Origin of the sequence: Brevundimonas sp. (assembly GCF_029946145.1) — a bacterium.
Taxonomy (GTDB): Bacteria; Pseudomonadota; Alphaproteobacteria; order Caulobacterales; family Caulobacteraceae; genus Brevundimonas.
In genome coordinates this window covers 20,267-32,004 of sequence record NZ_JAQSDY010000018.1, presented here as the reverse complement: position 1 = coordinate 32,004, position 11,738 = coordinate 20,267, and the positions used below count along the sequence as shown (strand labels likewise).

Here is an 11,738-nt window from a genome sequence, read left to right as displayed (position 1 = left end):
CCTTCGCGGGGATGCACGGATGAGGGAGGGTCCACGCGTCGGGGATGCACGGACGGGGGCAGTCCTTACCCCGCCCGGCGGATCAGTTCGTCGGCCAGGTCGGCGGTCAGATAGCCGTCCGCCAGCCGGCCCGAGGCGATCTGCCAGCGGCGCAAGGCGGCGCGGGTGTTGGCGCCGACGACGCCGTCGATGCCCTGGGTGTCGTAGCCGAGCGCGGTGAGGGCGCGCTGGGCGCCGATGCGCTGGTCGCGCGACAGGGGCGCGTCGTCGGGCCAGGTCCCGACCAGACCGGGCTTGCCGGCGATGCCGTCGGCGGTCAGGCCGATGGCCAAGGCGTAGGAGACCGAGTTGTTGTAGCGGCGGATCACATAGTGGTTCGGCAGGGCGAGGAAGGCCGGGCCGCGCGCGCCCTGGGGCAGGAGGATGACGCCCTCCTCGAGCGCTTCGGCGTCGGTGGGGGCGCCGCCGCGGGCCAGGGTCACGCCGCGTTGCGACCAGTAGCGCCAGTCGTGGCGGGGGCCCTCAGCCTCGGCGTAGTCGAAGCCCGCGGGCAGGATGACCTCATAGCCCCAGCTCTGGCCGCGCTTCCAGCCGGCCTGGGCGAGCAGGTTGGCGGCGGAGGCGAGGGAGTCGGCGTCCGAGCCCCAGATGTCGACCTTGCCGTCGCCGCTCTGGTCGACGCCGAGACGCAGATAGTTGTCGGGCATGAACTGGGTCTGGCCCATGGCGCCGGCCCAGCTGCCCTTGAGGCCCGCGCGGTCGCGGCGGCCGTCGACGACGATATCGAGTGCGTCCTTCAGCTGGGCCTCGGCCCAGTCGCGGCGGCGGCCGTCGAAGGCGAGGGTGGCCAGCGAGCGGATGACGTCATAGTCGCCCTGAACGGCGCCGTAGCTGCTCTCGTTGCCCCAGATGGAGACGAGGATCTCGGCGGGGACGCCGAAACGCTGGACGACCTCCCATGGCACGCGGTCGGTACGCTGGCGGCCCTGGGCGATCCGGGTGGCCGAGACGGCGGACTGGATATAGGCGCCGGCGGGGCGGCTGAATTCGGGCTGGTTGCCGTCGAGGCGGATGACGGAAGGGTCGGGGGTCAGGCCGGCCAGCTCGCGGGCGTAGGCGTCGCGGCGGACGCCGCCGTGGCGGGCGAGGAAGCCCTGTTTCCAGCCCTCGAAGCCGGCCTGGTCGGCGGGATTCGCGGGCGGCGGGGCCGGCGTGGGAGCCGGGACGGCGGGACGAACAGGCGCCGGCGCCGGGGTCGGACGCACGGGCGGCGCCTCGGGCAGCATGGGGGCGCAGGCGGCGACGGAGGCGATGAGGAGGAGGCGAAGGCTGATACGCATGATGTAGCTGTAGAGTCCCCGGCGGCCGCCCCGTCATAACAAGTGCGCGAGGGCGACAAGCGTTGCTGCAATACGCGCGCCATCCTGGTGGTGCTACCGCTCGGCGCTCGGCGCCTCGCTGATTGAGCTGGTGCGTATCAATTCCGTGCATCCCCGCGAAGGCGGGGACCCAGGTTTTTGGCCTCCCCGCCGGGGCTGGATATCACGCCGGTTCATTCGCCGTCCTGCCTGCCGCTCAAGCCTGGGTCCCCGCCTTCGCGGGGATGCACGGAGGGGGAGGAGAGCCTTGGCTCCTCAGGATTTTCTCCATCGCCTTCCCCCTGGCGAGCTCGTCGGTGAGCTTGTCGAGGTAGCGAACCTCGCGCATCAGCGGCTGTTCGATGTTTTCGACGCGGATGCCGCAGATCAGGCCGGTGATCAGGGTTCGGGCCGGATTCAGCCGGGGCGCTTCAGCGAAGAAGGTCCGGACGTCCGACTTGTTCGCCAGCTGGGTCTGGAATTCTTCCTGGGTGAAGCCGGTCAGCCAGCGGACGATCTGGTCCACCTCGTCCCTGGTGCGTCCCTTCCTCTCCACCTTGGCGATGTAGAGGGGATAGATGCTGGCGAAGCTCATCCGGTAGATTCGGTGGTCGTCGGTCATGATCGGCTCGTTCCGGGGCGTCGTGCTGCAGTCTGCCGCAACCGTCCGCAAAGTCACGCCGGTCGGTGGTTGACGATTCCGGGAAGCCTCTCTATACGCACCGCTCCGCCGCAGGTTCTTCCCGCGGCTTTTCTGTTTTGCTTTGCCTCAGGACGACGACCATGAAGGTCCGCAGCTCGCTCAAGTCGCTCAAGACCCGCCACCGCGACTGCAAGGTCGTGCGCCGCAAGGGTGTTGTGTATGTGATCAACAAGACCGACCCGCGCTTCAAGGCGAAGCAGGGCTAAGGTCTTTCCACGCCTGACGGCGCGGTTCGAAATTTCAAGGGCTGCGGACTTGTCCGCAGCCTTTTTCGCGTCTGCCCCCAGCGGTCGTTGAGTCCCGCGCCCCGGCGTGGTTAGCGTCCCTTTGAATTCTTGTTGCCCTATCGGCCTTCGGCCTGTTTGAGGGCGTGTTACCCGGAGTACTCCCTTGGCCGACGACGCTTCCTTCGATTCCTCGCCCGACGTCCTGACCTCGGCCGCCCAGGGCCGGCTGCGCACCATCATCGAGCGCATCGAGCGGCTGGAAGAGGACAAGGCCGCCGTCATGGCCGACATGAAGGAGGTCTTCCTGGAGGCCAAGGGCGAGGGCTACGACGTCAAGATCCTGCGCAAGGTCATCCGCATCCGCAAGCAGGACAAGGCCAAACGGCAGGAAGAGGACGCGATCCTCGACCTGTATCTGGCGGCGCTCGGGGAGATCTGACCCTGAAGCGAACCGGCTTCGGCGGGGGCAAGGGCGGTTCGAGGAAACCGCCCGCCAGTCCGTTCGAGGCCGAACGCAAGGCGGCCCAGCGGGCGGCCCTCAATGCACTACGACGCGCCCGCCGCTCGGCCGAGAAGGCGGGCGTTTCGCTGTCCGAATGGGAGGGCGAGTTCATCGACTCGGTCAGCGAGCGGGTGAAGACCCACGGGCGGGCTTTCGGCGACCCGGAGCTGGGCGCGCCGGGGCAGGCGCTTTCGGCCATGCAGGGCCGCAAGCTGAAGGAGATCGCCGCCAAGGCGAAGGGCGGGACGCCGAAGCGCCGCCGGGGGCGCAAGGCCCCGGGCGGCGACCAGACCTAGAACAGGATCTTGCGGAAGGTCAGGCTGACGGTCCGGCCCTGCGGGTCGAGATAGTCAGGCTGGTAGTTCAGCGGGGCGTCACCGGCGCTGGAGGTGACCTCCAGACGGCTGTTGAAGATGTTCTGGACGCCGAACTGGACGCGCGAGCCCTTCAGCCAGGGATATTTCTCCACCCAGGCCGCCTGACCGCCCAGGTCGATGAAGACATGTAGATTGATTGTAGTCAGGTCCGAGAAGGCCAGGTCGGGGCCGGTTCCGCCATCGACGCGGGTGCCCTCGCGCCAGTTGCCGTGGAGGAAGGCGCCCATGCCGCTCTTGAATACGCCGGCCTGGGCCTGGATCTCGTTGCGGGACGTGCCGCCGCGGCTGCCGGTGGCCGAGCCGTCCAGCAGGTCGAGCACGGGCAGGCCGTCGGCGATGACGATCTCATCCTGCAGACGGACCGTGTGATAGACCGAGAGGTTGAAACGGCCCTGGCCGGGCTGCATGCCGCCGCCGCGACCACCGCCGCCGCCCATGCGCATCTGCATGCCGCCGCCGGGGCCGCCACGCGGGCCGTCGCCGCCGCCCTGACGGATCACCACCGGAGCGCCGCCCGGCGCCGGGCGCGCGCCGCCCGGCATGCCCGGCAGGGGCGTCACGTTCGGATTGGGCGTGCCGAAGGCGCGGGAGTAGTTGAAGCCGGTGCGGATGTCCTGACGCTCGAAGCGGTCGAAATTCAGCGGCCGGGCGTCGAAGGAGACCAGATTGCCGCCGGTGTCGCGAACAAAGCGGCCGGGCAGGGCGGCCTCAAGGTCCGGCGTCAGGGTCGGGAAGGCGGCGATGGCGTCTTCCGTAAGGCTGTACGTCCAGGTCGACTGGATGCGGAAATCGGTCTCGGACCAGGGCTTGAGCGTGGCTCCCAGCTTCCAGACCTTGCGGTTGTCGGAGTTCAGGTCGGGGTTGCCGCCGTCGATACGGGTGACGAACACCGTCTGGCCGGTGGCGAAGTCGAACACCGGCACGTTCGGGGTGCCGACGATCGGGTCGTTCAGCTGGGAGATCGTGGGCGCACCGTGTTCGTCGGTGTAGCTGATCAGCAGCGACACGGGCTCGATCGGCGACCAGTTGACGCCGAAGCCGAGGGTGGACAGGCCGCCGAAGTCCGACAGCTCTTCGTAGCCGACGTTGAAATTGGCGGACAGGTCGCCGAGCGCGGGCAGGACGCCCTGGCGGCGGCTGGCGATGGGGATGCCGAAGCTGGCCTGGCCGTTGAAGCGGTCACGCGACTGGGACCGGTCGATGGTCACGCCCGACCGGACGCTGGTGGAATCGAGCGAGCGGGTGTCGGCGGTGAAGGTGAAGGTCGAGGAGACGCCGCCGGCCGGCAGGTCGTAGACGTCGCCGTTGAGCACGGCCTCGGCGCTGAGCACCTGCGACACGGAGCTGGCGGTGTCGTCGGACAGGCGGGTGAAGTCGGCGGGGGTCAGAAGGCCGAACGGATCGGCGCCCGGATCGTTGGCGGTCAGGCGGGCCTGGAACGGCGCGGTATCGAAGCCGCGGCCGGTGAAGGTGTCGGTCTCGATTCGATCGTAGGAGCCGGTCAGGGTCCAGCGCCAGTCCTCGCCGATATAGCCGTCCAGGACGCCGGCGACGCGGCCGGTGAGGGTATCGGTCTCACGGGCCAGGGGATCGGCGGCGTCGAGGTAGCGGAACACCAGCACGTCGTCCGCGAAGGGCGAGAATGGATTGCCCGCCGGCAGGGTCAGGACGCCGCCGGGCAGGCCGTTGAAGCCGCGGCTGGAGAGGTTCTGCAGGCTGCCGCTGATGGTGCCCTGGGTCGTGCCGTTGATGTCGCGCTTCACGGTGCCGCGGACCGTGCTGCGCTCGCTGGCTGACAGCAGGGTGCGATAGGCGCCCAGGTCGTCGATCAGGTCGTCGGGGGTCGCACCGGGCTCGCGGAAGATGTCGCGCTCGGATTCGTACAGCGGCGTCGAGCGTTCGTATTCGGCGTCCATCGACCAGCGGGTGGCGCCGGCGATGCGCAGGACGTTGCCTTCTATCTCCGCGGTGGTGCGGCCGCCCCGGGTCGGGGCGCGACCGGTCAGTTCGCCCGAGACCGAACGGAAATTGGCCTTGAGCACGAAGTTCACGACGCGCTGGTCGGCGCGATAGCCGTATTGCAGCGCGACTTCCTCGGGCAGGATATCGGTGCGTTCGATGGCCTCGGTCGGGATACCCTGGATTTCCTGGAAGCCGGAGATGCGGCGGCCGTTGACGAGGAAGACGGGCTGGCCGTCGGCGCGGCCGCGCGAGCTGCGGGTCAGGGGTTCCAGATAGGTCAGCAGTTCGGCGATGTTGGCGGCGCCATAGGCCTGGATCTGTTCGGCGGTCAGGGTGACATCGGGCGGGATGTCGGAATTGACGCTGCCGCGCGCGCGGGCGCCGGTCGTGTCCACCGTACCGAGGTCCGTGATGTCATCGTCCGCGACGGCCGGCGCGGTCGCGGCGGGCGCTGCGGCCGGCGGCGTTTGCGGAGCGGTTTGCGGAGGCGCGGTCTGGATCGCCCCGGCCATGAGTCCGGACAGGGCGGTGGTGACGAGGAGCATGCGAAGGGCCTTCGGGGGAGGACGACGAAGCTGCAACGTCGCCCGCCCATGTTTCCGTCGCGTTTCAGCAAGGAAACCAAAGGTTGTGGGTGCGCGCAGCCCACGCGTCTTCGGGGTTTGCGCGGTCTCTGACCAATGAACTTTTGGTCAGACTGCGGGCTTTGCAGGGACGTTGCCGAATTGCGTCACCCGGGGCCGCGCCGGTCCTGCCCTAGCTGGCCTCCTTGAGGCTGCCTTCCAGTCCCTGTTCGCGCACCTTGCGGTAGAGGGTCGAGCGGCCGATGCCGAGGCGACGGGCGATCTCGGACATGTGGCCGGCATAGACCTCTATGGCGTGCTGGATCAGGTCGCGCTCGATCTCTTCCAGCGTGCGCAGATGGCCGCGGTCGTCGAGGATGCGGATGGGCGTGTCGGGCAGGGGCGGCAGGTCGATGTCGCCGGTTCCGGCCCCGGCCGCTGCGTGACCCGCCGCATCCTCGTGAGCCAGGGGCGACGACCGGCCTGAAATTGCCGGGAAGTCGTGCGGCTGAAGGAACGGCGCGTCGGCCAGAACGATGGCGCGATAGACGGCGTTCTCGAGCTGACGGACATTGCCGGGCCAGTCGAAGGCGCACAGCAGCGCCAGGGTCTCGCCCGAACAGCCGGCGATACGCTTGCCCTCCTCGACGTTGAAGCGGGCGACGAAGTGGTCGACCAGGGCGGGGATGTCCTCGCGGCGTTCGCGCAGGGACGGGGCCTCGATCGGGAAGACGTTCAGGCGATAGAACAGATCCTCGCGGAAGGCGCCCTCGCGGACCTGCTGGGCCGGATCGCGGTTGGTGGCCGAGACGATGCGGACGTCGACCTTGACCGAGCGCTTGGCGCCGACCGGGTCGATCTCGCCTTCCTGAAGCGCGCGCAGCAGCTTGACCTGCATGTCCAGCGGCAGTTCGCCGATCTCGTCGAGAAACAGGGTGCCGCCGTTGGCTTCCATGAATTTGCCGGGGTGTTTGTCGTGGGCGCCGGTGAAGGCGCCCTTCTCGTGCCCGAACAGGATGGACTCGATCAGGTTCGAGGGCAGGGCGCCGCAGTTGACCGCGACGAAGGCCTTGCCCGACCGGTCCGAGGCGCCGTGCAGGGCGCGGGCGATGACTTCCTTGCCGACGCCGCTTTCGCCGGTGATGAGGACCGGGATCGAGGATTTGGCGGCGCGGGCGCCCAGCGACTTGACCATGCGCATCGGCGGGCTGTTCCCCACCAGATCGTCGAAGGAGGTGCGGCCGGTGACGTGTTTCTTCAGGCGTCCCACCTCGGCGGTCAGGCGCGTCATCTGCAGGGCGTTGGAGACGCCGACCAGCAGGCGCTCGGCCGAGACCGGCTTGACGAAGAAGTCCTGGGCCCCGGCCTGCATGGCCTTGACCACCGCGTCCACGCCGCCCGAGGCGGTCAGGACGATGACGGGGGTGGTGACGCCGGCGGTGCGGATCTCGGCCAGGGCCTCCATGCCGCTCATGCCCGGCATGACCATGTCGAGCAGGACGACGTCGGCGCCGCCGCCCTTCGTCAGGCGGTCGATGGCCTCGCCGCCGGATTCGGCGTGGACGACGGCATAGCCTTCGCGCTCCAGCACGGCCTGGGCGAGGCGGCGCTGGGTCGGATCGTCGTCGACCACGAGAACGGTCTTGGCCATGGGGTGCCCTTCATCATCACGTTGCGGCCGGCCCTCGTTGAAGCGGGACTGGCTCATTCCGGGACGTTTTTACGCCCCACAAGGTGAAGATCGGGTTGTGCGGGGTGGTGAGCGGTGGGTTAACGGGGGGGGGGGGGGAGCCGGGGCTGAGGCGTCACCTCCCCATCGGCGAAGGCCGATGGGGAGGACAGACCGCGCAGCGGTCAGGAGGGGGCGACGCCGGCGGAGGCCGATTGGCTCAGATCACATCCGTCGGCGTCGTCCCCTCCTGGTCGTCGCTGACGCGCCGACCTGTCCTCCCCATTCGCCTACGCGAATGGGGAGGTGAGGCTCAGCCCTCGCCCGTGAAGCCGCGCCGGGCCTGCATCATGGCCGTGATCAGGGCTTTCTCGCCGTCCGTCAGCCACGGGTTCCAGATGTCGAAGATCAGAATGACGCGCATCTGGTCGGCGTCGTTCCAGGCCTCGTGCTCGATGGTGTCGTCGAACACCCAGGCCTGACCCATCTTCCAGTCCCGCACCGTATTGCCGACGCGGAAACGGGCCGGGCCGGGCAGGATCAGCGGCAGGTGGGTCAGCAGGCGGACGTTGGACGAGCCGGTATGGGCCGGGATGTGGGTGTGGGGCTGGAGCGCCGAGAAGACGGCGGTCGGGGCGAACCCCTCCTGACGGCACATCGGCAGGGACTCAAGCAGGGCGGCTGTCCGGGGGCAGCGTTCGCAGACCGCATCCTGCCGTTCGCCGTCGCGCCACAGCCAGAGCGAGCTCCATTTGCGCGAGTGATTCAGCTCGCCCCACTGATTGACGGGGGCGTCCTTCGGGTAGGCGATATAGGGGGCGAACTCGTCGAAGGACGAGGCCAGCAGGGCCTCGAGCTCCGCCTGGATGACCGGGGTGGCGGCCTCCAGCGTATCGAGCCACGGGAACAGGGCGCGGTCGTAGAAGGGAATGGCCGGGAGGCGGGGATAGTCGAGCAGCAGGGGTTCCTGCTTCGGCGCGGTCTTCAGGCCCGCGTAGATTTCCAACCCCTCGTCGAACCGGTCGAGGGAGGCGGGGTCGGTCGTGCCGCGAAGGGCGGCGACCTCGTGCTTCATGTGGTCGCGCAGGGCCTCGGCGTGGCGGCGCACGACACCGTCGGCGTGGTCCATCTGCGCCGCAAGCGGGGGCGGGCAGCGGTCGCGGGGCGGGGCGATCTTCAACGCGTTGCGGTAGACGTCGGCGGCGGCTTGGGCCCTGCCGATCTTCTCCAGCATCGCGGCCTTGGCCAGCAGCGCCGTAAAATCATAGGGCTGCATGGCCAGGGCGTCGTCGAGCACCATCAGGGCGCCGTTAAAGTCGCCGATGAGCCGCAACGCCACGGCCCGGTTCAGGGCGCCATTGTGGGTCGGACCGATCCGGTCGGCCTGATCCAGAAGGCCGAGGGCGGATTGCGGATCACGGCGCGCCAGCGCTTCGGCGGCGCGGCGCAGCAGTTCAGCCTGTGGTCCGTCCTGGTTCACGCGGGTTCCCCCGATCCCGATTTCATGAACTGAACGTAATGAACCGGATTGGGAGCGGGTCAAGGCCCGCACTGCATTCGGCGCGCGATCGGGTGTGGCGGGGCTAGTCGCCCGGAGCCGCCGCCGCCGGCCCGCGGGCGCCGAAACGGTCAAGCCAGCCAGAGACGGGCGCGCGGCCGCACGTCGCCGGATCCGGCGTGAACCGGGCGCGCGAGTCGGTCCCGAAGACGAGATCGGGCCAGACGGACGACACGGGTGCGGATCGACCCGCGCGGAACGCCTCGCGCAGGTCGGCGGATTCCCGTCCCTGGCAGACGGCCGGATCGAAGGACCCTACGACGGTCCAGCGGGTCGGGTCGACGCGGGCGAAGACCTGGACGCCATGGGCCCGGGCCAGCAGGACCTCGGGCGTCCCGTCGCGGTTGACGTCCTGCAGCGCGGCGACGCAGTCGCCCGCGGCGTCGCAGCCGCGCAGCGCCTGGCCCTCGATTGAGGTCAGGAAATCAGCCGGCAAGGCCGAACCCGCCGGCGACATCTCGATGAGTTGAGGAGGGCGGGGGCGAAGCGCGGCGGCGTCATACCGGTCGGTCGCAGACCGGGCCGTACGGGCGCGGGCGGCGATGTCCGCGTTCCCGGATCGGGTGAGCCGGGCCAGAGCCGCCTGTCCGGCCTTGCCGCTCTCGAAGCGGAGGAAATGGTAGTCGAACCGGTCCGGCGTCACCGCGCCGCGCTGGAGCCGCGCGACCTGATCCGTCACGGAGAGCCGGGCGGGGTCGAGCAGCGGACTGAACAGGGCCAGGATCAGGGCGAGGGCGAGGACCCCGGTCCAGATGGTGGCGCGCTCCAGCGGCCGCATCCACTCGCCCTTGCGCCAGAACGGGCTGAGCGCGGCCCAGCCGTAGCCGACCGCGAAGGCGGCGCCGACGACGGCGCAGGCGGCGGCGATGATCCTGTCCGGCGTCAGGCCGTACTGGCCGACGCGCAAGGCCAGGCCCCAGAAGGCGATGACGACCAGGGGCGTGATCAGGACCGCAGCGACGCGCACGGCGATCCGCAGCACCGCCGGCGGCCGGTTGTCCGGGCGGCCGTCCTGATAGGCGGCGTTGATGAGGATGATCAGGGCGGCCGCGGCGGACAGGACCAGGGCCGTGGCGCTGCCGGTCTCCCACAGGCCCTGCAGCCCGGTGAAGGGCAGGGCGGCGACAAATCCGGCGACCAGCACCGTCATCACCAGCAACAGCCAGGACAGCAGCATCAGTCCCACGGTGCGGACGCCGCGGATCAGGCCGTCGCGTACGTCGGTCAGATGCACGGCGACGGCGAAGACCACGAAGGTGGCCGGGATGTAGAACCAGTCCTTGCGGAGCAGGTCCTCAAGGAAGTCGAGGCCGATAATCCGGAACAGGGCCGCCCCGAGATGCAGCAGGGCCCAGAAGGCGCCGGTGAAGCCGATCGACAGGGCCAGTTGCACCAGCGACTTGGTGGCGGTGTCGAAATAGGCAGGGTAACCGGCGATGCGGCGGCGCTCCATGTCGGCCGGGGCCACCAGATGATGGGCTATGAACAGGGCGGCGGCCGAGAACAGGATGACCGGCGGCGACAGGAAGGGAGGGCCCTGCAGGGTTTCGGCGCTCTGGCGGGCGATGTCGTGCAGGCCCAGCAAAACCAATGCGACGGCGGCGACGATTGTCCAGATGACCAGGGTCGTCAGCCGCAGACGGCCGACGCCAGCCAGCACCATGACCGGCAGGAAGCCGAAGACCAGCAGCAGGGGACCGAACAGCAGGGGCTGGGTCGCGGGCCAGGTCGCCACGCCGTCCGAGGCGCGGTGCAGCCAGAACAGGCCAAGGCCCTGCAGCAGGCCGATGGCCAGGCGCGCCGGCGCCAGCCAGGGCGCGGCGTCGCGGCCGAGGCTGTCGCGGCCCATCGCCTCCAACGGAACGGGCGGCGCGTCGTCGGTTGGTACGGTCATGGTCCTGCCCCGGGTTTCGCGGCATCTGACGCCCATCGGCGACGCTTGGGAAGAGCCGGCGCTTGAGTTCTGCGCGGGTCCGTGTATAGAGCGCGCCTCTTCCGTCGCAGCTTCGGCCGCGGCGGTCCTGTCCGAGAACTTCGGGGTCTGGGGGTCACCCGGGCCATAAATGCCAGAGAGCCCTCTGGCGCCGTGGGGAGATGGGGATGCAGACGGCCATCGTCGACCCGGTATCCGGGCCGCACGGGGTTCGAGCCTCCTTCGGACATTACGACCGGCCTGAACGCTTCGCAGCGATGCGCGGCGCACTGGCCAATCCGTCGTCGGGAATAAGCCCGGCGGCGAATACCAGACTGGAGACCGCAATGGACCGCGCTCAAAAAGCCGAGTCGATCGAGACGCTCAAGGGCGTCTTCGCCGACGCGGGCGCCGTGGTCGTGACCCACAACCTGGGTCTGACCGTTGCGGACATGGAAGACCTGCGTGGACGCCTGCGTACTGCCGGCGGCACGTTCAAGGTGGTCAAGAACCGCCTGGCGCTCAAGGCGCTGGATGCCGCCGAAGGCAGCGACTACCACGGCCTGTTCAAGGGTCCCGTGGGCATCGCCTATGCCGACGACGCGGTGACGGCCGCCAAGATCACCGCTGAATACGCCAAGGCCAACGACAAGTTCGTGGTTCTGGGCGGCTTCATGGGTGAGAAGGTTCTGGACGCGAAGGGCGTGGAGGTTCTCTCCAAACTGCCGTCGCTGGACCAGATCCGCGCTTCGCTGCTCGGCCTGCTCAATGCGCCCGCGACCAAGATCGCCGGCGTCGTGCAAGCTCCGGCTTCCCAACTGGCTCGCGTGTTCAGCGCGTATGCCGCCAAGGACGCCGCGTAAGCGGAACCGCCTCTTTCATCTCTGCAAAACTCTCTCTGACAACA

10 protein-coding genes are annotated in these 11,738 nt (G+C 69.2%); 4 read left to right on the top strand and 6 right to left on the bottom strand.

Going from position 1 to position 11,738, the window contains the following annotated elements:
• Positions 1–65: 65 nt before the first annotated feature.
• Entirely contained in the window at positions 66–1,340 is a 1,275-nt protein-coding gene (locus PSV23_RS08435) for a lytic murein transglycosylase (protein WP_300467840.1), read from the bottom strand.
• Positions 1,341–1,575: 235 nt separating this feature from the next.
• A complete protein-coding gene (locus tag PSV23_RS08430) occupies positions 1,576–1,980 on the bottom strand; it encodes a DUF2200 domain-containing protein (RefSeq protein ID WP_300467838.1) in 405 nt (134 codons plus the stop codon).
• Between the two features lie 161 nt (positions 1,981–2,141).
• Between PSV23_RS08430 and ykgO the strand changes: the two genes are divergently transcribed.
• The 3 genes from ykgO (at position 2,142) to PSV23_RS17460 (ending at position 3,086) form a co-directional block, all read left to right on the top strand.
• Positions 2,142–2,267, top strand: a complete 126-nt coding sequence (ykgO, locus tag PSV23_RS08425) for a type B 50S ribosomal protein L36 (RefSeq protein ID WP_055832286.1) — start codon at positions 2,142–2,144, stop codon at positions 2,265–2,267.
• Positions 2,268–2,451: 184 nt separating this feature from the next.
• Entirely contained in the window at positions 2,452–2,727 is a 276-nt protein-coding gene (locus tag PSV23_RS08420) for a DUF2312 domain-containing protein (protein ID WP_292130250.1), read from the top strand.
• 194 nt (positions 2,728–2,921) lie between these two features.
• Positions 2,922–3,086 (top strand): hypothetical protein, encoded by a 165-nt coding sequence (locus PSV23_RS17460; protein ID WP_370461026.1) that lies wholly within the window; start codon positions 2,922–2,924, stop codon positions 3,084–3,086.
• Here the strand turns inward: PSV23_RS17460 and PSV23_RS08410 are convergent.
• The 4 genes from PSV23_RS08410 to PSV23_RS08395 all read right to left on the bottom strand — a co-directional run bounded on the left by PSV23_RS08410 (position 3,083) and on the right by PSV23_RS08395 (position 10,813).
• A complete protein-coding gene (locus PSV23_RS08410) occupies positions 3,083–5,674 on the bottom strand; it encodes a TonB-dependent receptor plug domain-containing protein (protein ID WP_300467835.1) in 2,592 nt (863 codons plus the stop codon). The genes PSV23_RS17460 and PSV23_RS08410 overlap by 4 nt on opposite strands.
• A 211-nt stretch (positions 5,675–5,885) precedes the next feature.
• On the bottom strand, positions 5,886–7,343 hold the full coding sequence (locus PSV23_RS08405) for a sigma-54 dependent transcriptional regulator (RefSeq protein WP_300467833.1): 1,458 nt from the start codon (positions 7,341–7,343) through the stop codon (positions 5,886–5,888).
• Between the two features lie 331 nt (positions 7,344–7,674).
• On the bottom strand, positions 7,675–8,841 hold the full coding sequence (locus PSV23_RS08400; protein ID WP_300467831.1) for an aspartyl/asparaginyl beta-hydroxylase domain-containing protein: 1,167 nt from the start codon (positions 8,839–8,841) through the stop codon (positions 7,675–7,677).
• A 103-nt stretch (positions 8,842–8,944) separates the two neighbouring features.
• On the bottom strand, positions 8,945–10,813 hold the full coding sequence (locus PSV23_RS08395; RefSeq protein WP_300467829.1) for a DUF4153 domain-containing protein: 1,869 nt from the start codon (positions 10,811–10,813) through the stop codon (positions 8,945–8,947).
• A gap of 365 nt (positions 10,814–11,178) precedes the next feature.
• Here PSV23_RS08395 and rplJ point away from each other — a divergent pair, with 365 nt between their 5' ends.
• Entirely contained in the window at positions 11,179–11,694 is a 516-nt protein-coding gene (gene rplJ / locus PSV23_RS08390; RefSeq protein ID WP_300467842.1) for a 50S ribosomal protein L10, read from the top strand.
• Positions 11,695–11,738: the final 44 nt, after the last annotated feature.

Bases quoted from the DNA above. Each gene is read 5' to 3' on its own strand.
- PSV23_RS08405 (WP_300467833.1), bottom strand. From the start codon at position 7,343: ATGGCCAAGACCGTTCTCGTGGTCGACGACGATCCGACCCAGCGCCGC.
- PSV23_RS08430 (WP_300467838.1), bottom strand. From the start codon at position 1,980: ATGACCGACGACCACCGAATCTACCGGATGAGCTTCGCCAGCATCTAT.
- PSV23_RS08395 (WP_300467829.1), bottom strand. From the start codon at position 10,813: ATGACCGTACCAACCGACGACGCGCCGCCCGTTCCGTTGGAGGCGATG.
- PSV23_RS08435 (WP_300467840.1), bottom strand. From the start codon at position 1,340: ATGCGTATCAGCCTTCGCCTCCTCCTCATCGCCTCCGTCGCCGCCTGC.
- ykgO (WP_055832286.1), top strand. From the start codon at position 2,142: ATGAAGGTCCGCAGCTCGCTCAAGTCGCTCAAGACCCGCCACCGCGAC.
- rplJ (WP_300467842.1), top strand. From the start codon at position 11,179: ATGGACCGCGCTCAAAAAGCCGAGTCGATCGAGACGCTCAAGGGCGTC.
- PSV23_RS08410 (WP_300467835.1), bottom strand. From the start codon at position 5,674: ATGCTCCTCGTCACCACCGCCCTGTCCGGACTCATGGCCGGGGCGATC.